This window comes from Chitinophaga tropicalis, from assembly GCF_009758205.1.
GTDB classification, from domain to species: domain Bacteria; phylum Bacteroidota; class Bacteroidia; order Chitinophagales; family Chitinophagaceae; genus Chitinophaga; species Chitinophaga tropicalis.
The window spans coordinates 1,324,052-1,346,966 of record NZ_WRXN01000001.1; the positions used below are offsets into that span (position 1 = coordinate 1,324,052).

At 44.8% G+C, this 22,915-nt stretch carries 25 protein-coding genes; 8 read left to right on the plus strand and 17 right to left on the minus strand.

Going from position 1 to position 22,915, the window contains the following annotated elements:
* Window positions 1-7: 7 nt before the first annotated feature.
* The 14 genes from GO493_RS05610 to GO493_RS05675 all read right to left on the minus strand — a co-directional run bounded on the left by GO493_RS05610 (window position 8) and on the right by GO493_RS05675 (window position 11,955).
* Window positions 8-1,195, minus strand: coding sequence for a hypothetical protein (locus GO493_RS05610; protein ID WP_157305109.1), 1,188 nt, complete (start codon window positions 1,193-1,195; stop codon window positions 8-10).
* Window positions 1,196-1,458: 263 nt separating this feature from the next.
* On the minus strand, window positions 1,459-3,459 hold the full coding sequence (gene mobC, locus GO493_RS05615) for a conjugal transfer protein MobC (protein ID WP_157305110.1): 2,001 nt from the start codon (window positions 3,457-3,459) through the stop codon (window positions 1,459-1,461).
* Window positions 3,460-3,534: 75 nt separating this feature from the next.
* Window positions 3,535-5,064 carry a relaxase/mobilization nuclease domain-containing protein gene (locus GO493_RS05620; protein ID WP_157305111.1) on the minus strand — a complete coding sequence of 510 codons (1,530 nt, stop codon included), beginning with the start codon at window positions 5,062-5,064 and terminating at the stop codon, window positions 3,535-3,537.
* Complete coding sequence (gene mobC / locus GO493_RS05625; RefSeq protein ID WP_157305112.1) at window positions 5,049-5,456, minus strand: plasmid mobilization relaxosome protein MobC; 408 nt, start codon at window positions 5,454-5,456, stop codon at window positions 5,049-5,051. Before mobC (GO493_RS05625) ends, GO493_RS05620 begins: the two co-directional genes overlap by 16 nt.
* A 351-nt stretch (window positions 5,457-5,807) precedes the next feature.
* Window positions 5,808-6,431, minus strand: coding sequence for a hypothetical protein (locus tag GO493_RS05630; protein ID WP_157305113.1), 624 nt, complete (start codon window positions 6,429-6,431; stop codon window positions 5,808-5,810).
* 84 nt (window positions 6,432-6,515) lie between these two features.
* Complete coding sequence (locus GO493_RS05635; protein ID WP_157305114.1) at window positions 6,516-6,974, minus strand: hypothetical protein; 459 nt, start codon at window positions 6,972-6,974, stop codon at window positions 6,516-6,518.
* A gap of 209 nt (window positions 6,975-7,183) precedes the next feature.
* Window positions 7,184-7,585 carry a hypothetical protein gene (locus GO493_RS05640; RefSeq protein ID WP_157305115.1) on the minus strand — a complete coding sequence of 134 codons (402 nt, stop codon included), beginning with the start codon at window positions 7,583-7,585 and terminating at the stop codon, window positions 7,184-7,186.
* Between the two features lie 42 nt (window positions 7,586-7,627).
* Window positions 7,628-7,930, minus strand: coding sequence for a hypothetical protein (locus GO493_RS05645; protein ID WP_157305116.1), 303 nt, complete (start codon window positions 7,928-7,930; stop codon window positions 7,628-7,630).
* 37 nt (window positions 7,931-7,967) lie between these two features.
* Complete coding sequence (locus tag GO493_RS05650) at window positions 7,968-8,414, minus strand: hypothetical protein (protein ID WP_157305117.1); 447 nt, start codon at window positions 8,412-8,414, stop codon at window positions 7,968-7,970.
* Window positions 8,415-8,457: 43 nt separating this feature from the next.
* Window positions 8,458-9,075 carry a hypothetical protein gene (locus GO493_RS05655; RefSeq protein WP_157305118.1) on the minus strand — a complete coding sequence of 206 codons (618 nt, stop codon included), beginning with the start codon at window positions 9,073-9,075 and terminating at the stop codon, window positions 8,458-8,460.
* A gap of 67 nt (window positions 9,076-9,142) precedes the next feature.
* On the minus strand, window positions 9,143-9,715 hold the full coding sequence (locus tag GO493_RS05660) for a hypothetical protein (RefSeq protein ID WP_157305119.1): 573 nt from the start codon (window positions 9,713-9,715) through the stop codon (window positions 9,143-9,145).
* Entirely contained in the window at window positions 9,712-10,620 is a 909-nt protein-coding gene (locus GO493_RS05665) for a DNA cytosine methyltransferase (RefSeq protein ID WP_157305120.1), read from the minus strand. The genes GO493_RS05660 and GO493_RS05665 overlap by 4 nt, the downstream gene beginning before the upstream one ends.
* A 79-nt stretch (window positions 10,621-10,699) precedes the next feature.
* A complete protein-coding gene (locus tag GO493_RS05670) occupies window positions 10,700-11,599 on the minus strand; it encodes a toprim domain-containing protein (RefSeq protein ID WP_157305121.1) in 900 nt (299 codons plus the stop codon).
* Entirely contained in the window at window positions 11,596-11,955 is a 360-nt protein-coding gene (locus GO493_RS05675; protein WP_157305122.1) for a helix-turn-helix transcriptional regulator, read from the minus strand. Before GO493_RS05675 ends, GO493_RS05670 begins: the two co-directional genes overlap by 4 nt.
* Window positions 11,956-12,245: 290 nt before the next feature.
* Between GO493_RS05675 and GO493_RS05680 the strand changes: the two genes are divergently transcribed.
* Window positions 12,246-13,001, plus strand: coding sequence for a LytR/AlgR family response regulator transcription factor (locus GO493_RS05680; protein ID WP_157305123.1), 756 nt, complete (start codon window positions 12,246-12,248; stop codon window positions 12,999-13,001).
* 4 nt (window positions 13,002-13,005) lie between these two features.
* Window positions 13,006-14,874 (plus strand): tetratricopeptide repeat-containing sensor histidine kinase, encoded by a 1,869-nt coding sequence (locus GO493_RS05685; protein WP_157305124.1) that lies wholly within the window; start codon window positions 13,006-13,008, stop codon window positions 14,872-14,874.
* A 59-nt stretch (window positions 14,875-14,933) separates the two neighbouring features.
* Here GO493_RS05685 and GO493_RS05690 read toward each other — a convergent pair whose 3' ends face one another.
* On the minus strand, window positions 14,934-15,374 hold the full coding sequence (locus tag GO493_RS05690; RefSeq protein WP_157305125.1) for a hypothetical protein: 441 nt from the start codon (window positions 15,372-15,374) through the stop codon (window positions 14,934-14,936).
* 349 nt (window positions 15,375-15,723) lie between these two features.
* Here GO493_RS05690 and GO493_RS05695 point away from each other — a divergent pair, with 349 nt between their 5' ends.
* The 6 genes from GO493_RS05695 to GO493_RS05720 all read left to right on the plus strand — a co-directional run bounded on the left by GO493_RS05695 (window position 15,724) and on the right by GO493_RS05720 (window position 21,480).
* Window positions 15,724-16,302 (plus strand): RNA polymerase sigma factor, encoded by a 579-nt coding sequence (locus GO493_RS05695; protein ID WP_157305126.1) that lies wholly within the window; start codon window positions 15,724-15,726, stop codon window positions 16,300-16,302.
* Window positions 16,303-16,573: 271 nt separating this feature from the next.
* Window positions 16,574-16,906, plus strand: a complete 333-nt coding sequence (locus GO493_RS05700; protein ID WP_157305127.1) for a helix-turn-helix domain-containing protein — start codon at window positions 16,574-16,576, stop codon at window positions 16,904-16,906.
* Between the two features lie 320 nt (window positions 16,907-17,226).
* Window positions 17,227-19,374 (plus strand): hypothetical protein, encoded by a 2,148-nt coding sequence (locus GO493_RS05705; protein WP_157305128.1) that lies wholly within the window; start codon window positions 17,227-17,229, stop codon window positions 19,372-19,374.
* Window positions 19,375-19,417: 43 nt separating this feature from the next.
* The gene (locus GO493_RS05710) at window positions 19,418-19,639 is read left to right on the plus strand and encodes a hypothetical protein (RefSeq protein ID WP_157305129.1); all 222 of its coding nucleotides are present in this window, start codon (window positions 19,418-19,420) and stop codon (window positions 19,637-19,639) included.
* Between the two features lie 66 nt (window positions 19,640-19,705).
* Window positions 19,706-20,887 (plus strand): hypothetical protein, encoded by a 1,182-nt coding sequence (locus tag GO493_RS05715; RefSeq protein WP_157305130.1) that lies wholly within the window; start codon window positions 19,706-19,708, stop codon window positions 20,885-20,887.
* Window positions 20,888-20,895: 8 nt separating this feature from the next.
* Window positions 20,896-21,480: a GNAT family N-acetyltransferase gene (locus GO493_RS05720; RefSeq protein WP_157305131.1), complete on the plus strand. Its 585-nt coding sequence runs from the start codon at window positions 20,896-20,898 to the stop codon at window positions 21,478-21,480.
* A gap of 226 nt (window positions 21,481-21,706) precedes the next feature.
* Here the strand turns inward: GO493_RS05720 and GO493_RS05725 are convergent, their stop codons facing one another.
* Both GO493_RS05725 and GO493_RS05730 read right to left on the minus strand, forming a co-directional pair.
* Window positions 21,707-22,246: an ImmA/IrrE family metallo-endopeptidase gene (locus tag GO493_RS05725; RefSeq protein WP_157305132.1), complete on the minus strand. Its 540-nt coding sequence runs from the start codon at window positions 22,244-22,246 to the stop codon at window positions 21,707-21,709.
* Window positions 22,246-22,602, minus strand: coding sequence for a helix-turn-helix domain-containing protein (locus GO493_RS05730; RefSeq protein ID WP_157305133.1), 357 nt, complete (start codon window positions 22,600-22,602; stop codon window positions 22,246-22,248). Before GO493_RS05730 ends, GO493_RS05725 begins: the two co-directional genes overlap by 1 nt.
* Window positions 22,603-22,915: the final 313 nt, after the last annotated feature.

Genomic DNA, 22,915 nt, shown 5'->3' on the forward strand with positions numbered 1-22,915 from the left:
ATTTTGCCTACCTTGAAAGTTCTGCGGTGATTAAATCCGCACCACGTTGCAGAAGCCTTCGGACATTCTCGGAGGCAACGGGAAAATCTTTGATAGAGTAAGACTTGTTTCGTAAACTCTTCACAGATATTTCCTCTGTCCCGATCGTCGAACAGGTTTCTGCGACCATCCTTAGCAGGTCTGTCAGTTGTATGCGTTTGGTGACAGGAAGCCTGTACAGCACCTGCATGAGAATACCCAGCTCTGATACACTCAGTTGTAATCTGATTTTCTGTCTCCATTTGGGTTGACTTCCATTCCGTGCCGGTGATTGCGACAACTGGTGGATGGCCTGCAAATAGGTGATTTCCTCATCGAGCCAGGATGTCATTTGCTCAGTTAATGACCGGTGGTTTATTAAAAAGGCGGCGCCGGGGCGACAGCTTTGCTGACGGATGCACTTGCGGTACCAATGAAGTTTTTCCAGCTTATCCGGCAGCCGTTCAAAAATATTTACAATACCGGTGATCAGTTGTCCGTAATAACGGACATATGCCGGATCATTAAAGTTAATGGAATGAAGGACCTCATGCACACGGCAGTCTGCGTCTGCTATCACGTCGTCAGGTGATAATTCCAACAGCATGTCCAGCAGTTGTTCGTAGTAAGCGACCCTATAATAAGTGACCATGCGCTCCCTCCCATAAATAAAGTCACGTAGGCCGTCGAGTATGATGTTGAGTAGTTGCTTATCCGTCTGTTTATTTTTCAGGATTCGGCTGATGCGCTTGTATTTTTCCATCAGTAGTCGCATTTTCTGCTCCCCATAGGCACGAGTAACCGGCACATGTTCATCAAAATAACAAGGGAAGAAGCGTTGCAGGGCAACCAGTATGATTTCCAGCTGTGCTGATACCTCTTGGTAGAGTTTTTTTGCTTCCTCGGGAATAGGCATGGGGGTAGTTCCATATTCATAGAGTAGTTCAGTCAGGATAATGGCTCCCTTCTGGTGGTTTTGGATGTAAAGTTGTAATGCTTGCGGATCGGCTCCCGCCACTGCTTCTGCCAGAAATTTCTCGCATATCTTCTCGCGTTGCTCTTTGGCGCCAGCCATCCAGTTGGCATACTGCTCATGTAAATAATTCGCATCGCATAATTTTTCAGGCAGCAGGGTGTTGTGCACCCAGTCGTTGATTTCTTTCAATTCGAACGTCATGGGATGAAGTTTTAATGGTTAGGTAATCGGGCTCCATAGGACCGTGGACTCATCCTGGCGTAATGAAGATTGATTTTCGTCGGGTTAAGAATTTCCAATCCTTGGGACAAAAAAACTAAACTTTTCCTGGTAGGGGTGTTCCCGATCTATTTCTGCGATGTTTTTTCGGATATCCGTCCCGCTGGTAAGGAAATTTACTGCGTTTTTCTCATATTCTTCGTCCTGCGCCACACATAATACCCAAAAGAGCCGTTCCTAAGCCGTTAGGCACCTGGTTCACGAAGGATGAGTAAATGGGCCAGCGCCGGGTCCCGCTCGATCTGTGCCTTTACCTCCGCCAGGAGTTGTTGCACTTCGTCCTTGATCCGCTGATAATTCTGTTGAACCTCGGTGGGATCCACCGCCCTGATTACAGGTATGTCCTTGAAAGTTGCTTCTTCTCGGTTGATGGCTTCGAAATCGGTAATGATCTCACAGTGAAAGGTCTTTAAATCGATCCGCTGGTCCGGCGTATCGGCCACCATCCCCACGAACTCTCCGGAGCTTAAAGCAGAGATAGTGGAAGGTGGTATCGCATAGTCCAGCTGGGTACTTTTGGAGATCGATGTGTCGTTACGGTTAATGGAGACGCTGTCTTTCTCTTGCAGGATTTTACCAAACCGTTCGGAGAGTTGCTTTGCCATGTCTCCTGGCACCTGCCCGCTGATGATGTTGCCTACAATAGTGAGTATAACCTCCGCCTGTTCTTTGCCATAGTCCTTTATCAACTGCGATGCATGCTGGACGGCGAGAACAGTTGCAGAACGATTCGATCTGGCAGTTGCGATGTGTGTATCGATGCCCGAAGCGCCACCGACGTATATCGTGGGAAATTCGTCGAAGACCAAACAGCTCTTTAGCTTTCCCTTCTGGTTGATCAGTTTGAGAAGGCGGTTGACGTACAACGATAGTACCGCACCATAAATCTGCGTCTTTTGCGGATTGTTACCAATGCAGAGCAACTTTGGCGATTCCGGGTTGTTGATGTCGAGCGTAAAATCCTGGCCGCTGAGCACGTAATAAAGTTGCGGACTCGACAGTCTGGCCATACCGATTTTGGCACTGGCGACCTGGCCTTCCAGCTGTTCAAGGGCGCCGTTTACGTAGGCCATTACGAATGCATTCAAAAATGGCTCGCACTCAGGAACTGTGCGTAACACAGGGAACAGGTCATCATACGGCGCCTGCATCAGTTCTATGACATGAGGAAGAGTACAATAACGGCCATCCTTATACTTTCTGAGGAACCACAGTATCCCGGTGATGAAGTTAATTGGTGACTCCACCCAAAAATCCCCTTGTTTACGGATCCAGGCCTTATTGATCCCAAGCATTATAGTACGCGCTGACTCCGAAGCGTCAGTGATATCTGTCATCGTATGCGGATCCAGTGGATTGCACCGATGCGTGCGGCTGAGATCGTCGAAGTTGATCAGGCAGAAGGCGGGCTCCTTTTGGTAGGCACCCTTGTAACGCAAAAGCGTATTGTATACGATGCGGGTAAGGTCATCGTACTTGAAATCATACACACAAAGCGTGTAACCTTTCCTGATAGCCTGTACAATAATCTCCCGGATAACAAACGCCGATTTTCCGCTTCCGGGATTGCCAGCGACGAGAATTCCGCGTGTGGGCGACACACAATTGATCCAGCTCTTCCTGATCTTGCCCTTCAGGTTATACCGGGCCGGCAGGTTAAAGGAATACTCATTTTCCAGCAGCCGTTCCTCTTGGGGGAACGTCTCGTTCATGGTATTGAAAACGTCCTTTGTCAGCTTGAGCTTGAGCAACCTGGAAAGACGGGCGCCACCCGCCAGGATGAACAGGTACCCGGCCGCCGTGATCAACCCGTAGGAAAAGGCGATTACCTGGGCGGTAGAGGGCAGGTAAAAAAGCAGGAAGCTGATCCAGTAAAGCGCAAGGCCGCAGGTGAGGTAACCGACAATCTCCCCCGCCCGTATTTTCTCGTTCTTCTTTCCCTTGCTTCCTATTACAGAGAGCATTAACAGTCCCAGCGCCCAAAGCTTGCTGATGTACCAGGAGGAGAACAGGCCGGTCCGCGTGAGGTTTTCCAGAACCTTGCGCACGACAGGATGCGAGAGCCCCAGCTCTGCCCAGGCAGTGTGGCAATAATAATAAAGATGTAACAGCAGCAGCACAATGCTGCCCAGCCGGATAAGGTCAATAATTTTTTTAAGGGAGGATTCATCATCATGTGCCAGCATAAACAACTTTTTAAAAGTGATGTAATGCTGGGCTGTGGGTGCTATGTATGATCCTGGGTCGGGTGGGTGAACGGTTTAAAGTCGCCGTCGTCGCTTTTTAGTTGGTTGGTGGAAATGGAAAGGCACCTTGCTTTTGACAGCATGTACCTTAAGCGCCTCGATGATGATGGAAAGCAGAACATGCATGACCGTGTCGGCCAAGATCGCGAGCTCTCCAAATACCTGTTCAACGGAATGATCCTTATGTGAGGATACAGGCCGGGTGTCCCTTTCGCGCACACGGTTGGCGATAAAATGGCTGCAGGATTCAGTGTAGCCACACTGCCGCAGGTAGTTGGACAATTGCCGGGGAGCTTCCTTATAGTGACGGGGGGCAATGTCCTTATGCCCAATCAGGTATTGGGTGCCGCGTGGCGTTTCCTTTGCGCGGACCAGTGTTCCTGCAGCCAGTAATGTACCCAGCAGCCGGGTGATGTCCTCCGAATTTTGGGTCGCGGCCAGTGCCCGCTCCACATACCGTTCATTCCATCCGGCCTCGCTGGTTGCTAAGGTATTGAGCCCGACCTGAACACTTGCGGCGCCACAAGAGGTGGGCAGGTCCCTTTCGCTGAACACGGCCTTAGTACGGTTGTCAACGTAAGTGATGCCACAGATGGCGCCCTGGTTGTCCAGCTTTAAGGCGGCATATATCCCATACCGTTGTAACGCCTCTTGAAATTCCTTCGGTGTGGTGGGGCCGCTTTTCCTGGCAAAAGTTGCTTCTACTATTCTGGTGATCCGTTGCTGATAAGGAGTTCTTGCGATACGGTTGACCTCGAAGCGACCCTGAAGGCTGCTCATAGTTGGTCGGGTGTAAATGTCCGAAGCACGGATGGGGACACCGGTTCTGCGACCCGCCTCATCAAGGATCGAGTAGGTGATTCCTTTTTTATCGTATAACCGGCTGCCCGGTTGTCCCCAGTTGGCTTCTACACCAAATTGCCGAAGTACGGCGTTAAAGCCCTCCAGATCGGTAAACTTGTACTGGCGTGCAGCAGCCCGCACGACATTTGAAATACCGGATTTGGTTTCCACTTCTCCGTATCGCACACGCTCCGGCGTCAACGGTTCCAGTACATAGGGTTCCTGTTTGCGCTTGCTTTCGGCGATGGTCAGGTCAAATAGTTTCTCAATGAGCTTCCGAGCAGGCTCCGACTTTTCCTTGCCGATGTTATGGAGGCTGATGGCCTTACCGCTCTCCTGCATGTTAGTGGTCACGATATGAATATGCGGATGGGCGGCGTCCAGGTGCTGGTAAACCAGGAACGGCTGGTCACCGAATCCAATTTCCTCGATATATCGTTTGGCAATAAGTCGAAGCTTTTCGGGATGCAGCAGATCGGAACGGTCAAAGTTTAAGGAGATATGAACGGCATTGGTCTTTACCTTTTTATTGAGCCGGGTCAGTAACTGAAACCGCGCATGTTTCTCCGAAATGCTCAACTCTCCACCATCAGCACCAAAGCCGACGGCATCCAGCATAACGGCCTTACCAGCGGTTAGCTTTCGCTCATTGTATTGCAATACTCCACGAATGCTCTTACCACTTGTCACTTTTGCAACCATTTTTTTGACAGCGCTTTTACGATTTCTAGAAGTTCATCTACCCTTTCATTTACCTGTTGGTATCTTTCCAAAACGTTCAGGGAATGGAACAGCTTTTTATCAGAACCGGTGCTGGAATTAAAATACCGGGTCACCTGGTTGATATTAACCCCGATATCCCGCAGTTCCTGCCGGATCTCCACCAGCCGCTGCATGGGCACGTTCAGGCTGTTGTCCACGTAGAATATGGCGATCTTATCCCCTGAGAGGATGCGTCGCGCCGCTTCCCCCACGGAATTGCAGTCGCCTTCGCTGACCATGTATTGTAATCTTTGGTAAACCTTCTCGGTCACTCGCGTGCGTACGGAACGCACATATAACTGTTCAGGTTTAGGTGATGGTTTTCTGGCCATAATGTCTCCATTTAAAGTTGATCTCCTGGTGGGTGGTGTGGTGCTGGAGTAACTTTAAAGTGCTTGAAATCCGGGCAGTTGATTCCTGTGGACATTAATACATCTTGCTAACCGAGCCAAGCGTCGGTTTTCAGCGTTTTTCGCCGTCATCGGCTATGGCTATAATTCAGCAGTTGGGTGTTGAACTGGGATTGGAAGTGCCATCTACCAAAGTTTAAGTCAATAGATGCATTGAAAAAGAAATGGCATTTGCGCAAGGGGATATCCATTACCTTGGATGTAGTGGTTAGGAGTTACTGTCATCAATATAATGGTAGAACTATCCGTCTGCGGACCTGTGTGCAGGAAAAATTATGGCCCCCTTTTTTTCCTGCTTAGCTGATCTTTACGCAAAGGTGGGCCGTTCCTGGTAGCAGCCGCAGGTATGTGTTGTGCAATGATTTCCTGTCTTTTGTTTACCAAAGCAAGAAGGTTATATGGTATGTTTGGATTCAGTATGATCTCACCTGGCTGTAGTTGTGGCATCACATCTTCAAGCAGGATTTGCTTTAACGTCTCTGTCCTTTCTGGATACTTGAGCAGTTTCCAAATCGAATAATCCTGCAGGGGATATTTCCTGTACTGTTGTTTATCTGGGTCACCGATCAGAATATTGGTGTGCATGTCATGGGCTAACTGCCGCTGAAACAAAATGCCATCAGCAAGTTCACGCACATAAGCTGTAAGGTCCATTTGCAGTAGTGCTGCGTGAGGCCCATCGATAACCCAGCGCGGAGGAAGCGACTTACAGTAAAGGTTGGCTCCAGATAGTAACCGCCCTGACTCCAGACAGACTGGCTTTATTTCAATGTCGCCGCTGTTGTCTTTGGCGACAGTTGCTACTGAGATTCCATTAATGTACAGTGCAGCAGTGTATTCAGGAGATGAATTTGTTTCCGGTGTACTGCTACGAAATTTTTTCAACTCGATTCTCATGGTTTAATAGTGTTTTTTTATAACAGTCGGCCATCAAACGTTTGGGACAACTATCAGGCATCTGATACCATCACTTAGCCAGGTTCAACGGGTGTGGTCCCGTCGTTGTCCCTTTGTCGGGGCACCTGGCCTTTGCTTTGGCCGTTGTGAAGCTGGGGTTAGCTTTTGTTGTTGCAGCTCCGCATAGGCTTCAGTGGAATGAGGAATGTCACCATGGCGGTATATATCGATTGTCTTTGCAACAGTGCTCAGCCTCATTTCCATTTGATAAATCCTGATGCTCATGTTGAGTGGATCAAACTCATGAAAGAACCTGAAAAAAGCCGGCGACATATTCGCTTTAGGCTGGCCATAAGTTTCCACTTCAAACCTTAATGGCGAAGAGGGGGATGTTGCAGTCGTGACCATGGCTCTTTCACAAACAGCAAAGATGAAATCCGCCAGCAATTTGCTATTACTGGGGTTATTCAAGGTTTTGTCATCGTATCCTTTCGCACTCAACATCTCAATATGTAATGCGATCAGGTCCTTTAGCTTATCCATATCAACAACACTTTTGTGATCTTCCGCTGAGCAATGTTTGTTGCCTCAGCAAAATTTTGAAAGGGCTACTGTATAATATCTTTGTCGGCATAGATCATGTCCCGGCCCGAAGGCGTCACTATTCAATTTCTGTTATAAGTAGCGTACGTGTTTATATATAAGGGTATTGGGCGCCAGCGCTGGGAAAAGGAGCTTAGGATTTGAGCGAGCTACCATCTTCTTTTGCCTTTGTGGACTGAGCCACGTAATTTTTTTACCGTGAGTCGGGCATGCTGTTGCATCTCTCTATCGGCCATCTTGCGCAGGATAATAGCGCCCACATTTACTAATTGCTTATTATTACCTACCAGGCCTATTTCTTCAAGATAAGCAGGTAGCGCACCCTTTTTGATCTGCAGTAATGTGTCACGCAAAGCGTGCATGTCATAGTTGTGTAGTTTTATTTCTCTGTCTGGCATCCGCAATATCAACAGTGGTAAGGCTACATCTGTTTTACGGTAGTGGATATCGGACGGTTTAACTAATCCTTCCTGGCATATGGCCGTATCTGCACCTTGGAGTAGTCCCTCCCTGATGTCGACCAGTACCTTTTTTATAACTTGTTTATGCAAAATCATATTCAGGTTCGTTCAAAGTTGCATAGGTTGAGCTCATCAGGGGTTTCTCCTGAAAATTTCCGGGCTTTTGATGCCATGCTGCCGTATCCTGTCCTTTAGTTGCATCCATAATCCGATACAATAATCTGCCATCTCCATGATTTCATCCTGTGTCAGCCCATAAGGGTTGGCAACGGGTGATGGAGATGCTTCTTTGGGCCTATCTTCATCGGAATACAGAATATTGCGGGTAAACCCTTCACCAACTTCCAGAAAACTGGTAATACAGAGGGTCATGCCGGATAACTTGACCTGTTTTCCTGTACTGAGCTGTAGTACTCTTTTTTTGATAACTGCCATAGTATTGATAATTTTTTCTGTTCAGTAACTGTCGAATCTATCTGTTATCTGTTGGCCCCATTCGTTTTCTGCTTCGTCGGTCTGAAGCTTGTGCCTGCTTTGCCAGAACTTCCTTTTTGAATTCCTCAAATGCTACCGAGGCATATGGCAGGTCTTCGTTGGCGCCAAGCTTGATCACCTTCGACTTGCCCTGCCACCTGATCTCCAGCTTGCTTATATCCAATGAGAGTGTATCTGCATCAAAGTTGTAGTCCAGTCTATAGTTCACCATATCCTTATCATTATTGAAAAATCCTACTGTTAGTAAGCTAAATCCGGTTTTCGTCTCTCCCAATGTCATTTCCCTTATACATTGATCGAGTTGGACGCGAAGTGTATCGAACAGGAAGCCATCTCTGTTTGGGCTGCTCAGTGTTTGCTCATCAAAGCCACGGTCACTCAGCAGCACTTTATGTGCTTCATATAATTCATGGTATATACTCATAACTTTTATTTTTTAAAGAGAGCAGTAATCTTTCATTGGATATCTAAGCCAGGCCATTCTTACCTGGCAGTGGTTTGCGCTTGTGTGGAGATCGGGCATAGGAAGCTTTTGACGCAGGTTGGTTTGTCATGTCTGCCGGAGGATTGACGAGGGCGAGGAATTCTTCCGGCAGATTTGTGTTGAGCACGCGTTGACCTTCCTTTAAAGCAGGTTTTACGAAATCGACCATAAATTTTGCAAGCAAAGCTCTTCCCTTTGGATTATTAAGTAACGCTTCAGGACTAGGGGACAATTCACAAAGCTGATAACGCTCACCTTCTATTCCCATGATAATTCCTTTTTTCATGTCTTTTTGCATCTGCTGGTTAAAAGCAAATTTGTCTACCAACTCGTCCAGATAAAGTTCTAGCGTCATTGGAAGTGAGTCTTTATCGTCTCCATCGCCGATAACCAACGGAGGCAGTGTTTCGCAGTATTTTTGTGCAGCCCTGATAATATTTATACTGGCCTCATCAAATGGAGAGATAAAGGTCACTCCACCTTGACCATCATTTGTTGCGACTCCAGCGCGAACATCGTCCACGAAGAGCTCTGCAGAGTATGCGTTCGATGTTTCAGATTTTGCTTTATTAATTTGGATATTTTTCAGCTCTACTTTCATACAATAATTTTTTTTTGCCGTGAAAAGAAAGCAATAGACGCGCGCATTCAATTTGTTGTTTGAAGGGTTAGCGGTGCCTTCCAGGTCGCAGGAAGATTGGCTGAATACGTGGTGTTCCTACCGGAAGTGGGTGCATGGTGGTGAGGCCGGAAAACTTATACCGGTAGCGGGATAGTTGCAGTTTGTTGCAGTCTACTGCATATGCCAGAACGTTTGCATCAGGTAGAAGTTGTAGCGCTGAGGATGCTGTAAATCCAGTTGCGAGTACATTATCCAGCAATAGCAGATTACTGTGGCGGGGTAATTTACCAGTTAGATAAAACCCGAAAAAATGTTCGTTCTGCGGTAACCCCTGCTTTTTGTGTAAATAAAATGAGCTGCGTTGGCGTCCTTTTAAAATATCCATGACATTCACACCAGTTACCATTGAGGCGATAAACTGTGCAAGCCGCAGAGTTGCAATGGCAACCCCGTCCCGTCCGGGTATGGGGACAAGCGTGGTGCCCTCGCCTACCATATGATACAGCTCGTCAGCAATATGAGAAATAGCGGCTTCCTCGCCATGTTTCATCCTGTGAACAAGGGAGCGCACCTGGGAGGATGAATTGTAGTCGTGTTTATAAAAAATATGGGTCATCATTTATCGGTTTTTAAATGTGGCTCAAATGTTTGTTGTTCCATGATTGCAATGATTTTAAAGAGCTGGTAGGCAACCTGCGGCACAATGGCATTACCGAAAGCCTTTATGCTTTCCTTTCTCCAGCGAGGAAAGGAGATATTGTCCAGTCGGGGGCAAACCCCATCATCTGGCCAACAAACAGGGGGGACAGCTGGCCAGTCATTCCATGCTGGAATCTGATTACACCAGGCAGGTTGTCCAGTTGGCCGTGATAAGACCGGGCCTGTGGTCCCTTCCAGTCCCGGGCCGTCGGTGTTGGAAGCAGTCCCTGGGCCAGTAGTTGTTGAACCCTGACTACCAGTGACGGCCCCATCTTTTGGTGGATCCGGTTGCGCCGAGCCTGCCATTGTTCGGGCGTTTCCTGGATCATGGTAGCTCTGGGCGTAGGCAATAATCCAGACCCGGTTTCTGAGATGGGGGGCGCCGACGCTACAAGCCGGCAGTACAACCGTCCATACCTGGTAGCCTGCAGTTTCCAGGTCAGTTTGCACGTTTTCGAATACCATTCCCCGTTGGATATCAATAATTCCTGGAACATTCTCTGCCACGACCCAACGTGGTTGAACTGTTGTAATGACTCGAAACATTTGCGGCCAGAGATAGCGGTCGTCTGCCGTCCCTTGCCTGTTTCCGGCGTGGGAGAAAGGCTGGCAGGGAAATCCCCCTGTGATGATGTCCACTTGTCCTCGAAGCTCAGCTGCCGGGAAGGCCCGGATGTCTTGGTAACTTTTCGCATTTGGCCAATAGTGTTGTAAAATTTTTTGACAGAAGGGGTCAATCTCGCAGTGGAAGATATTTTCCCAGCCCATCCATGTGGCGGCCAGGTCAAAGCCGCCAAGTCCTGAAAAAAGTGATCCGTGTTTCATACTGCCGAAAGCGAATCGACAGGATGGTGGGGCGCCCTGTGAGGTGGGCGTGGGTTCCTTTATTCAGGGAGTGGCTGGTTTATAACTTTGGGAGCTGCGTGGGATACCTGATCCGAATTTGTTGCTGTTGCAGGATCCACCAGGCATTGTAGTCCTTAAATCCAGTATACAAACTGGCGCCGTCGCCTACACTTTTCGGATTACTGGATGCTTCAATAAACAGTTTAGTGTAGGCCCGTCCGGTATCATCGTTGTCCAGGAACAACCGACACCTTTGGTAGTCGTCCATTAACTCCAGCGCCTTGACAAAATTTGTTGTGGAGTTTAAGACAAGGATGTCGGGTAGCTGTTTGAGTGATTGCCTGGGATCAGTCATAAAGGATAGAAAATCCATAAAGCCTTCGAACATAGCCAGTTCATTGGAGCCATGCCTTTCTATAAAAATGTCTTTTGGAGACGAGCTACCTTTAAAGAGTCTGTTGCGCAGTTCATACCCACCGGATCTGTTAGGGAAACCAAGGGCGAACTGTTCTTTTTTGTCAATACGGAACACTACCTCTTGTAGATAACGGCGGGCAATTGAAAGAGAAATCGCACGTTCCAGTAGATAATTATAAAGAGCAGGGTGACTGAGTGGCTTCACACTGATAATTTCAATTCCGGGTTCAGTGGATCTTGGTTTAATCTCCTTAAGCCTGACTAAGTCGTTACCATATACACCGGACTGTAGGCGGTCCAGAAATTCAGAAACTGTACAGCCATATAATTTAATGCCTAAGTCGATTATCGATCCTCCCTCGCCAATACCGAAATCCCTCCATTCATTGGCAGAGCGGTCTACCTTAAAGGAAGGCGTATTTTCATCCCGGAAAGGGGAGTGAAACCAGTATATCTGTGGTTTGGGGTGGCGAGCAGGGGAAAAGCCCAGCCGCCCTAAAAAATCCACGATGTCAATCTTTCTCGCTTGCTCACAGTTCATCTTTTTTCCTTTTTTGATCGTAATCGTTTATCTACTTGGGGGAGCGAAATCCGTGTCCCAATCTTCCTTTCACTGAGCATTTGGTCCACGTCGCTGACATCGTAGAGGAACACCCGGTCAATCTGAGCATATGGAAGAATACCGAGTTTGCGAAGACGGAAGAGCTTGCCGGTCGAAATTCCCAGTAATGCTTTAACTTCCTCGCTACGCATCCAGCGTTTGGGTTGCTGTCTTTTGCCGGCAAGGTGACCGGCCAACAGGCCAGCCACCTCTTCCAGCAACTCCATCTTCAATTGTTGGAGATCACCCAATGTAACCAGTTGGTCTCTGGTAACTCTCCCTACTTCACTAGCCATATCCTACAATGAGATTTACGACTCAAAAGTGTTTATTTGGCCGCAACACATTACCCAGATAGGACTTTTATAGGGAAAATTCTGTAAAGGGAAGCTGATGTTTATAGGCAGGAGGCACACACTTCGTGACTACCAGTACAAGTATTGCATGCCACTATGCAATAAGTTGTCATATTACTAATTCAGGCTACATTTAACACGTTTGTAATCTTTCGATTTATTATAACTCTATAGAACAACCGAAATACTGTATTTTTTTTCGTATCTTATTTATATCTAGTCCAATTACTATGTACCCCACGGAGATAATAAAGACTATTATTGTCGACGACCAGACTATCATACAAAAAGATGTTGAAACCCTCGTCCAAACACAACCCGGGTTCATCGTCATCGGTACGTGTGGGACTGTTAAAGACGCGCAAAAGCTAATCGAACTTTCAAAGCCCAATCTTGTACTACTGGATATAAATCTGGAGGACGGGACAGCCTTCGACTTATTGGTAATGGTTCCACCTGAAAAATATGGGTATAAGGTTATCTTTCTTACAGCGCATCAGGAACATGCCATAAAGGCAATCAAGCTGGGAGCGTTGGATTATCTTCTAAAACCCCTGGATGCAGAGGAACTGCAAACGGCATTACAAAAAGTGTCAAAGGAGCCGCCAGCGAGGGAAGACCAGTTGCGACTGGTCAATCAATACAGGAATGGGGCCATTCCAAGCAGAATTGCCTTAAGATCACAACAGTTTCTGCAGGTGGTAGAGATAGGTATTATTAAATACTGTCAAAGTGATTCCGGATATACTACCTTTTATTTAAGTGATGGCAGGAAGATCGTTACTTCCTATTACATAAAAGAGTATGAAGAAATCCTGCCCGAATCACAATTTTTACGTACGCATCAATCCTTTTTGGTAAATACGGTGCACATCGACCGATATTATCGAGAAGACGGTTATATTCTGTTAAAGGATGGGACAAAGATTATTGTTTCCGACAGGCGGAAGGAGTTTGTTACCAAGTTTCTGACTACACGACTTTAGCTGTATGTTACGTACCCTACTGCTGATCTGTATGCTGCTGGCATGCAGACAACAAATGCCATCATCCGTTAAAAGCGACATGACTGCAGATTCGCTGGCATCTTATATGCGTGGCACTATCAACCCAATTTTCAATTACAACAGGACAGACAGTGCATTGCCCATACTTGATAGCCTTAAACCAGTCGTCGACCGGTTCAACAACTATCAGACGACCTGCCTTTGGCTCAGAATGGTCGCCATTGTTAAGGCAGCAGAAGGAGATTTAGATAGTGCGCAACTGCTGGTACAACAAGCCATGGACAAGGCAGCCAAAGAAGACACTACGCAACGGGAATTATTGGCGGCCAAAATAGGTATGAGCTCTGTGCTGGCAGATAAATTGGAAATCGACAGTGCTATTGAAATAGCAGAAGAGGCATATTACCTGGCACATAAAATAGATCGCACAGCATTACCGCTGCTAACAATCAAGCTCTCAAAGTTACACATGGATGCTGGAAATCTTCCTGCGGCTCGCAGGTACCTGGAAGATGGCCTGCGTGTAAGTGTTAAGCCCGCCCATCGTGCTGTTCTTACGCACGAGCTGGCAAGGTACTATGAGAAGATAAACAAAATTGATTCAGCAATAATTATTCTGAAGCAACTAGAAAAGGATCCACGCTTTTTTAGCCCTCACTTTATTGCAACTGTACAAGAGAATTTGGGTGCAATGTATAATGCAAATGGGCAGTATGACCTGGCGTTGGAATACCAGTTGAAAGGGTTAGCAGCCGCCAAGAAGGCACATACCGATAATTCCATCAGCTACTTTAATGTAGGGACAACCTATGGCTTTCTAAAGCAGCATGAGGCGTCCATTAATTATTTGGATACAGCGCTTTTACTGGCAGCCGAGGAAGAGAATTGGTCATTTCAGCGTAGGGCTATGTATACGAAAGCAACTATTTTAAAAGATATAGGTAAAAAGGAAGCATCCTGGCAAGCGCTTGACAGTGCATACAATCTGTATCGGGTGGAGTTGGATTCGTCAATATTTCATGCATCGAAGGATATTGAAACCCGTTACCAGGTCAAAGCAAAAAATGACCAAATAACCTCTCTGGCGTTAATAAATTCAATGACAAAGAAGACAAGTTACCAACAACGCATAATTATTTATGTGTTAGCCTGTTGTGTGATTCTCGGGGGATTTATTGGCTACATGCAGATCAAACGTCGGCAGTTACAACTGAAGTTAAAGGAAGCGACCATGCAGCAGCAGGTCCTGCGTTCGCAAATGGAGCCCCATTATATCTTCAATACTATAGCTGTTGCCCAGGCTATCGTTCGATCCGGGGATATCACCAGGGCAAAGGAGTTTTTGTCACGCTTTGGGCGCCTGCTTCGGCTCAGCCTTGAAAACGCGCGGCAGAGCTTAGTGCCGTTGGAAGCGGAAATTAAAGCACTGGAAAGTTATCTAGCGCTGCAGGCCATGCAGTACCCCGATAAATTCACCTATAGCGTGGAGGTATATACAGAGTATGAGCAGGATGCGGTGTTGATTCCCCCAATGTTAATTCAACCTTTTGTTGAGAATGCGATACTACATGGTATTCACGACCTTGAACATTCAGGGCATGTATCAGTTACAGTCAATAGAGATAATGATATGCTGATTTGTCAAATAGAAGACAATGGACGCGGATTCGATAATGGATCTCAGAGTCAACATAAACGGTCGCTTTCGACGGCTATAACCCAAGAAAGGCTGGATATTTTAGGAAAACAAACTGGTAAGAAAGCTGACATGGAAGTTGTCGACAAACAAATGAAAGGGCTGGGCAATGGGGTTCTTGTCAAATTAAAAATTCCTTTGAGGCAGCCTAAGTAGGAATTGGATAAAGAAAATGTAAATGCCGGCATTACATAACTACCTGGTGTTAGTAGAAGCTATCTTTTCTTTTTTGAGGCAAGGGACTGCTTCCCTTTTTTAACGGTAGTCTTTCCTTTCTGGCGCGCAGCTTTTGGTTGCTGTGTCACGCGAGCTGGTTTCGTATCTGTTACAGCAACCGTTTGCTGCTGCTTTGGTTCTGCAGGTGGAGTATCGTCTGCTTCAGCAGAAATTGGATCTGTACCTGGTACGAAAAATATGGGTGCGGATAACTCATCCGTATGTGTTTCAGTCTCCGCTGCGGGCTCGTTTGCTATCGGCAGGGGAGTTCCAGCGTCCACTGGCGGCGCCTGATTTGATGGAGATACTTCGTCTTTTGTATAAGTTATCAAGAATCGGTGAATAACCGTAGATACAGTATGGCCTTCCTGTGCGGCTCTTGTTTTTGCCTTGTCCTGTACCTCGGCGAATGTTGAATAACTAAATGGGATTCTTTTCATAACGGAACATTTTTTAAGTTTACAAATATGCTGTGCCAGTAATGATATAGACGACCGTCATTTATTGCATATGCTTTCAATTACTGGTTACACACTCAAAACACGTACATATACTTCATATAAGCAAGCTATTTTTTTAATTCCTACAGGCGCATTTGCAATACAGTTAGGCCACCAGACAAGCAAGTTAATATCCTTAAAACAAAGTAAATTTTTAATTTATTTTGAGCTAAAAACCAGTACTTAATCTTACAATTTTATTAATTTAGACAAGTGAATTCTTCCTGTATCTATTAACAAAAAAATCGGTTGTAGGCTTCGTTCTACAATAGCCGAAATCATAACGAGGATGAATTACCATCTTGATGAGAATATAGTATTGCAGTTCCGGCAAGGCAACCCCATCGCTTTCCGACAAGTATTTGACGCTTTTTATCGTTCACTATATTACTTTACTTTCAAGCTTACCGGGAATCAGACAGAGGCCGAGGAAATTTGCTTAAATAGCTTTATGAAGATATTTGAGGGGTGTGCTTCGTTTGAAACGGCAGGCAGCATTAAAGCTTTTTTATTCAAGGTTGCCCGTAACAACAGCATTGATTTCTTACGTTCGCACAATATTCAAAAAGAAAAGCAAGCACGGTTCGTGGCAGATATGCAGGACGACTATGTATTACAAATGGAGTATGAAATAAAAGATGTACTCATAGAAAAGGTACGTGCTGCTATAAATGAACTTCCAGATGAATGTCGTAGGGTATTTAAGATGTTATATTACGAAGAGTTGAGCCCCGCTGAAGTAGCTGAAATCCTAAAAGTCTCCGTTAGTACTGTATATAATCAAAAAAGCAGGGCAATTAAAACCTTGCGACTATCATTAAACTACTCTGTGCTGGGGATCTGGTCAATGATCACAGCAGGATTGTAAAGTAGTCCCTCTTATTCCCAATAGATACATAGGTAGCTGATTAATGTTATTCATTCGTCGTCGCAAACGGACTTGTTAGGGCTTGCGTTTTCCTGTTACGTTCCCATACAGGTTGTACCGCTTCCAGGTGCTTCATAAGAATAACTAACAATCCAACTAATAAAACCGCTGACAGAGGAAGGACGATATGAAATTCCCGCATTTTATTAAATTTTATGATGCATCATACTACAACAGGACAAATTAGTATATTAGTATAAACCTTATTTTGATGAAAATCAGTGCGCATGATCTCACTTGTATTCAACAAGTAGAGGAACTTATTACAAAAAATATTACTAACGATTATTCAATTTCTATACTTTCTCAAAAAGTGGGAATTAATGAAGATAAATTGAAGAAAGGATTTAAGCATGTTTATGGGCATCCAGTGTTCATGTATTTGAGAATTAAAAAGCTGGAGAGGGCTAAAAGTTTATTGGAAGAAACCAAACTAACCGAGGCGGCCATTGCCAAAAAAGTGGGATTCAAAAGTTTACCGAGCTTTATAAAGGCATTTAAAAAGAAGTATAATCAACTGCCAAACACCTTCCGCAGTCAATAATTTTCTCATTTTAGAATGAAATTCTCCCGCGTGGATAAATGATTGTTGATAATTTTATAATGAAAGGTGATTATCATTGGGAAATCACGCAATAAAATACTCCCTTTATCCGTCCCCAAGCATATTTTTTATTTTATACTGTTACTATAAGAGCGTAATCCATACGTTATGCTGTAATGCTATTGACTGTGCCTAACGGAAACTTGTGCAATCACTGAATGTTGAAACGGTTGAGTCTTGAAAGACATGTCTTTCAGATCAATCTTGGCATTTAATTACGACAAATTATTGTCCATGGTTAACTCCAATAATAGGACTAAATGCGGCCTGATCAACTATATTACCTTATCCTGGCGGGATCGCCCATCGATTTTACCGCACAATTACTACAGCCTGTTCAGGTGCGTAGAATGCCATGCCTAAATAGTGAATTTGCGAAACTTAAGGATAAACTAACCTGCTACAATCAATTATCGGAAAAGCTTATTGAAATATTTGACATCAATGAGCAATTGGCCATGCCACAGGCTTGCATAATTGCTGATACTCATTCTAAAGCCGGGATGTTGGCCAGGCATTATGCAGCATTCTTGGGCAGGCCATTTATTGATTATTCACTTGTTACGACAGGCAGGGTCGATTTCACTATGGTAAAAAATGTCAGGTCTGCCACAGTTTTTGTTCCCCGACTTATTAAGAACACTACGCTCTGGAAAAACGCCTTTGAAAATGCAGTTGAAAGGCAGTTAAGGCGCAAGTTATCATTCGGCTATATTCCCCCCATGCCTATAGAGGCAGTTTGCAATTACCTGATTAAAATAATTGTGCATTTTATTACTGCTACTGAAGAAGGCAAAATCACCGACTTTAGCATGGCAGTTGATCACTTAACTCCTTTGCGCCAATCGGGGAATCTTATCGCCTCATTGAAGGAATCATATGGGCAGATCCTGGTGCTCGCTCATTCAAAGTCGAATTGCGCGGTATTACAATGTAAAGAGCAGACAGTGGCCCTTTGCGGATCTCCGACCAAGGGAGAGAATGGGAAATGCTTTGCTGGCACTAATTGTAGCTACAAGGATAAGCCCAAAGTAACCATTGCTGATTTAAACACTGAACTGCTATTCCTTAATGGGTGCACCTCGGCATCGGTAAGCCCATCAACTAACGGCATTCCCTATAATTATACTCTGGCATATGCAGCCTTGTCTGGAACGGTATTGGGCTATATAGGCAATACACTGGTGACACGGGCGTATGAATCTGATCTCGACTGGATGCGGACATTTTTGCAAATGAAGATGAAGCCGGCACGGATTGTGAAGTTGATCGATCAACTTCGAAAAATCGAGAATCGGGAGCACGAAAATGTGAGCATGTTTATTGGGGACGCGGAGTACACCGCATCTGATACAAATCATTCTATTACATTCATGCACGAGCCCTATGCAGAAGTAATGAATCTAGAATGGAACGACACTAACCAATTTCTATGCGTCATGGTACAGGGCAAAACACTGGCGCACTTGTTCGCAAAAGGATTTATTAGTATCACGGTGCCGCCGACTCCAACCAATATGCCGATTCTGTATGGGAATATTCTCTATAACCATTTCTCTCAGTACTCAACCATTCTTTTTAAGAAGGCAGGCACAAAGTTTTTGAGCGAGAAGGTTACAATGCGTATTGCAACAGAGAAGAGTCAGGGCGCTTCGATCACCTGCAGGCAATTGGAGTTCCTGTATCATGAATTGTCAGCATATCAAACGGTACAGCCATATAGGCGGATCTTTGAAATCCTCAATTTAAAAGAGATTCAACAGCAGATAATCAAATTTAATAGGATTGAACACAATACGGTAAATAAGCCCTGGCAGAATGTCTGGAAGTCTATGCGCGACTATAACGAAAATTTGTTCAAAAAGGTTAATGGGTTCCTTATAAAAGAAGCCCTTCGAAATGCGTCCCAGGGCTGGAAGTTTGATCATGAATATGGTGCATTATTCTATACCCCACGCCATAATGGCCAGTACCATTCCTCCTGCAAAATTTGCGGAAGTCCGAGTTCTGTCTTTATTCACCGGGCTTTAGCTAACTCATTTGTTGAGCGGGAAAGTGAAGTGTGCTCGGTCTGTGGCGTTATTCGTGATATGCCCTCAATGAAATTGGAATGCAGCTTTTACCGGCACCGCCCACTTTGTAATGAAACCAGTTACCAGGATTGGGTATACTTTAAAAATAATAGTGATGAGGATATGCTGATCACCTATTCTCTCTCAATTATTTTTCGGGATGTACCGCCGCAGGAGCCGACCACACGACTTTTGAAACGCCAATCGTCATTAAAAGAAAAATGTACGTTTCCCTATGATACGAAGCCTTCAGGTCTGTTTTATCCGAAGTTATACGTTGCATGTAACGGAGGTTTTGGGTTTATTTCCAGGACGGTCCTTTTTGCAGCGACCTAGAAAAATTTGGTAACAATTATTCCTTAACATTAAACATTAAACCATGAGACAATTATCAAACGGTTATGGCTTCATCCATAATCAGCAAGCAGGGGAGGCTTATATTTTAAGTCCAGCAGGAGTAGCTGCCTGGCAGAGCTCCTGTCAGTCATTGGATAACGCCAAACAATTAGCTTCCGGTGGGAAGGGTGTAATTTTAACCGCCAAGAAGATGAAAGGATTAACCGAAGCCACAAAAGAGTATGTACTCTTGAGTGGACGGTAGTCGTAAAGCAAAGTTATTCTCTGAAGAATAACTTTGCTTTTATCCATATGTTAAAAATGCCATACCATGACCCAACAGAGAATAGTTGAAAAGCTTACCGAGATACAATTCCTACTGTTTTCCATTGCCAGGTTACAGGCCATTAATACTTTTGGAGTGGGAAGTTTTGAAGCAAAATTGAAGTATTCCAGTAACGCGTATACTGCTATATATAAGGCAAATCTCGTCGCTACTTGTCTCCAGTATACCTACAATCAGAAGGCCAGGGCTTGTGCCTGGGATGTTGGCAGTGTTGATATCGAAAGACTGATTGACCTGGAAGGCGCCAACATCGAGCTATCAGAATCATATATTCGTAAGTACCAAGAGCAGCTTGCATATGTAGTTGCGGCCCTGCGCACTGCCGAGCCTGAAAACAAACTCATGTATCTTCCTGGCCTTTTCCTGGTAGACCAGCTGGCCATCGAAACCGGTTCAATATCGGCAGTTGGACACTGCATAGAGGTACGAATGCCACGCGAGGCTGTAATAATAAAAACCGCAACCGGACCAAGGCATGAATTACTCGATGAAATTTATGAGCCCACATATTCAGCCCAGGAAAGAAAGCCATTAACCTTTGGCGATAACATTGATCACAACATCGAATACTTTTGGATCCTGGCAACGCAAGAGCTTTTAGCCGCCGATCTCTGTAGCCTATCGGTCATTGAGTACGATAATCTGCCATTTGATTTTTATTATGATTTTATTACCCAGTCCTGGGATGAAACCCGCCATGCCTGTCACTATTTGCAATTGACAAAAAAGCTTCTGCCGGAAGTATATGCAAAAACAAATAACAGTAGACTGAAAGGTATCCTTGAAAAATATTTTGAAACCGGTACACTGCCTATCCCGAAAGAGAAAAACTTCTATGAAGCAATGCAGAATGCCACGCTACAGGAGCGGATGATTTTGCTCAATATCCGGACAGAAGCCCCTGCTGTGCGCTACCTTACCAAAAGGATGGAATCAGTTTTTTTCAAAGAATATCCCGATATTCGGGAATCCTTTCAGTATGACAAAAACGACGAGATTCGGCATGGACATGTCGGCGCCAAGTGGCTTAAATATTTATATCCGGACATACAGGAAAGGAAAAACGCTATGGCGAATGCAGATAACCTTCGGGGATTTCTGATGGCTACCGCCTTAAGCATGTATTCCGAAAAGGAGTATGTGGCCTTTCTCTCCGATTTTAAATAAATTTTTCAATGAGCTTGGAACTAATCGGCAACAGGATCTCTCTCGTCAGTTTAGAATCTGAACATTTAGACGCCTTGGCTTTGTTTTCAACCGATCCCGAAATCTGGAAATTTTTATCCGTTTCCCTTAATAGTAGAGAGGACGTTGATCAATGGTATGAGGAAGCAAAAGCAGCAGAGACGCAAGGAAAGGTAATCCCCTTTGTTATTAAGGAGAACAAGACTGCTGAAATTATCGGCAGCACACGCCTGTTTGACGTGGATATCAAGCACAAAACTGCGGAAATGGGCTGGACCTGGCTTGATCCTAAGTTTTTCGGACAAAAGATAAACCTCGAAGCAAAACTGCTACTGTTAACGTATTCCTTTGAAACACTGTACCTTAATCGTGTGCAGTTTAAAACTGATATAACTAACATAAGATCGCAGAAAGCGCTGCAAAAAATTGGGGCAAAGCTGGAGGGAACACTAAGGAGCTATAGAATCAGAAGAAATGGCTCTTTGGGAGATTCTCTGGTATACAGTATTATAATATCTGAATGGTTGGAAATAAAAGAATCGATAATAAAGAAATTGGAAAAAAACTTCGTTTAGATGGTAGGTTTTAATGTTGTGAGATGCGATTTTTCGGGAGCGCTTCCCTTGCTTTCGGTGGATGGTCCGTGTCATAGGCTCCTTTTTAATCGATAGATCTTCTGCTTTGAGCCATATGTTGAAACTACATTATCCGGAATCCTGCAAGTTTCGTAATTAGAGTAATTTCATAAACTTAGTATAGGATTATTCTGGGAAGTTCTAGAACGGAAATGGAGAATAATACTTATCTCAAATTTAGCAGGCGATAGTACATGGCAGTTGAGCTGACGTCAAAACGTCGAGAAAGTTCCTTTACAGCTGCTTCATCTCCTAGATCGAATTCGATCTCGTTGATGAGTTGAAACACATATTTTTCCGGCATCAGGATGGCAGCGGCGAAGGTGTTGGCTTCAAATTCCATACGGGCGGTAGTCGGTTCTTCTTGACCGTGTTTGCTACGGAACAACACCTTAAACTCATTGCTAACTTTAAAAGTGTTGTCCACAAAGACTTTGCGATCATTCTGTGTATTATGCAGCATAAAGTGTCCCAATTCATGAGCAACAGTAAAGCGACGCCTTACACGGGATTCCTCCTGATTATAGCCTATAGTAGCACCGCCCGGCTCAATTACCAGAATACCGGATACATCGTTTTCCAAAGGGAAAGGCACTACATTGATTCCCTTGAAACGTGCGACATCCTCAATTCTAACAGGGAGCTGATCACTGCCGAATTGTTCCAGGAGGTCATTCGCAGCTTTATGTATGCTTTTTACGGTCATTATTTGTTATTCAGAAATGAGACGAATCTTTCTACGGCTCGTGCGGTTTCAGGATCAACCTTTTCCTGATCAGTAATAATATTATTTGAAAGTGATGCAGCAACAAGTTTGCCACTATCTTGGGTAACTTTTTTTGCAGGAAGTAGGGTAGAGAGGTCCACCTTGAGGGCTTGGGCAATTTCCACCAGTACATGAATCATAAGACGGTGTCGGCCTTTTTCAATATTGACAATTGAGGCACGGCTAAGACTTAACTGGTCACCAAGAATCTCCTGGGACAGACCGGCGGCTTTACGTGCAGCACTGATGTTGTTCCCAATTTGGAGATAGAAGTCTTGTTCCTGTTGTTGATTCATGGTTTGCCTCGGAAGTTCACAGTAAAAGTAATAGAAAAACTGATATTAGCAAAATAAAGTTTACAATTCTGAACAAAAAAAATACTTCGTAAATTTGGCGCATTCAAATTTCCTACATACATTTACATTGGATTTGTGTTCCAATTTGGAGCACAAAAAAACCAGACTGGAAAGTTCCAATCTGGCTTAATTTTTTGAAAAAGGCAGGGTGCCTTACTAGCATACCCACCTAAGTTTGTATGTTTGACGACACAAATTTAGCGCTTTTTTTCTGAAAAGCAAGCCTGCGGCGGATTCCTATCTGGCTAACTAC

What these genes read in the sequence shown, in the direction of transcription:
- GO493_RS05610 (WP_157305109.1), bottom strand. Translation starts at nt 1,195, where the DNA reads ATGACGTTCGAATTGAAAGAAATCAACGACTGGGTGCACAACACCCTG.
- mobC (WP_157305110.1), bottom strand. Translation starts at nt 3,459, where the DNA reads ATGCTGGCACATGATGATGAATCCTCCCTTAAAAAAATTATTGACCTT.
- GO493_RS05620 (WP_157305111.1), bottom strand. Translation starts at nt 5,064, where the DNA reads ATGGTTGCAAAAGTGACAAGTGGTAAGAGCATTCGTGGAGTATTGCAA.
- mobC (WP_157305112.1), bottom strand. Translation starts at nt 5,456, where the DNA reads ATGGCCAGAAAACCATCACCTAAACCTGAACAGTTATATGTGCGTTCC.
- GO493_RS05630 (WP_157305113.1), bottom strand. Translation starts at nt 6,431, where the DNA reads ATGAGAATCGAGTTGAAAAAATTTCGTAGCAGTACACCGGAAACAAAT.
- GO493_RS05635 (WP_157305114.1), bottom strand. Translation starts at nt 6,974, where the DNA reads ATGGATAAGCTAAAGGACCTGATCGCATTACATATTGAGATGTTGAGT.
- GO493_RS05645 (WP_157305116.1), bottom strand. Translation starts at nt 7,930, where the DNA reads ATGGCAGTTATCAAAAAAAGAGTACTACAGCTCAGTACAGGAAAACAG.
- GO493_RS05650 (WP_157305117.1), bottom strand. Translation starts at nt 8,414, where the DNA reads ATGAGTATATACCATGAATTATATGAAGCACATAAAGTGCTGCTGAGT.
- GO493_RS05655 (WP_157305118.1), bottom strand. Translation starts at nt 9,075, where the DNA reads ATGAAAGTAGAGCTGAAAAATATCCAAATTAATAAAGCAAAATCTGAA.
- GO493_RS05660 (WP_157305119.1), bottom strand. Translation starts at nt 9,715, where the DNA reads ATGATGACCCATATTTTTTATAAACACGACTACAATTCATCCTCCCAG.
- GO493_RS05665 (WP_157305120.1), bottom strand. Translation starts at nt 10,620, where the DNA reads ATGAAACACGGATCACTTTTTTCAGGACTTGGCGGCTTTGACCTGGCC.
- GO493_RS05670 (WP_157305121.1), bottom strand. Translation starts at nt 11,599, where the DNA reads ATGAACTGTGAGCAAGCGAGAAAGATTGACATCGTGGATTTTTTAGGG.
- GO493_RS05675 (WP_157305122.1), bottom strand. Translation starts at nt 11,955, where the DNA reads ATGGCTAGTGAAGTAGGGAGAGTTACCAGAGACCAACTGGTTACATTG.
- GO493_RS05680 (WP_157305123.1), top strand. Translation starts at nt 12,246, where the DNA reads ATGTACCCCACGGAGATAATAAAGACTATTATTGTCGACGACCAGACT.
- GO493_RS05685 (WP_157305124.1), top strand. Translation starts at nt 13,006, where the DNA reads ATGTTACGTACCCTACTGCTGATCTGTATGCTGCTGGCATGCAGACAA.
- GO493_RS05690 (WP_157305125.1), bottom strand. Translation starts at nt 15,374, where the DNA reads ATGAAAAGAATCCCATTTAGTTATTCAACATTCGCCGAGGTACAGGAC.
- GO493_RS05695 (WP_157305126.1), top strand. Translation starts at nt 15,724, where the DNA reads ATGAATTACCATCTTGATGAGAATATAGTATTGCAGTTCCGGCAAGGC.
- GO493_RS05700 (WP_157305127.1), top strand. Translation starts at nt 16,574, where the DNA reads ATGAAAATCAGTGCGCATGATCTCACTTGTATTCAACAAGTAGAGGAA.
- GO493_RS05705 (WP_157305128.1), top strand. Translation starts at nt 17,227, where the DNA reads ATGCGGCCTGATCAACTATATTACCTTATCCTGGCGGGATCGCCCATC.
- GO493_RS05710 (WP_157305129.1), top strand. Translation starts at nt 19,418, where the DNA reads ATGAGACAATTATCAAACGGTTATGGCTTCATCCATAATCAGCAAGCA.
- GO493_RS05715 (WP_157305130.1), top strand. Translation starts at nt 19,706, where the DNA reads ATGACCCAACAGAGAATAGTTGAAAAGCTTACCGAGATACAATTCCTA.
- GO493_RS05720 (WP_157305131.1), top strand. Translation starts at nt 20,896, where the DNA reads ATGAGCTTGGAACTAATCGGCAACAGGATCTCTCTCGTCAGTTTAGAA.
- GO493_RS05725 (WP_157305132.1), bottom strand. Translation starts at nt 22,246, where the DNA reads ATGACCGTAAAAAGCATACATAAAGCTGCGAATGACCTCCTGGAACAA.
- GO493_RS05730 (WP_157305133.1), bottom strand. Translation starts at nt 22,602, where the DNA reads ATGAATCAACAACAGGAACAAGACTTCTATCTCCAAATTGGGAACAAC.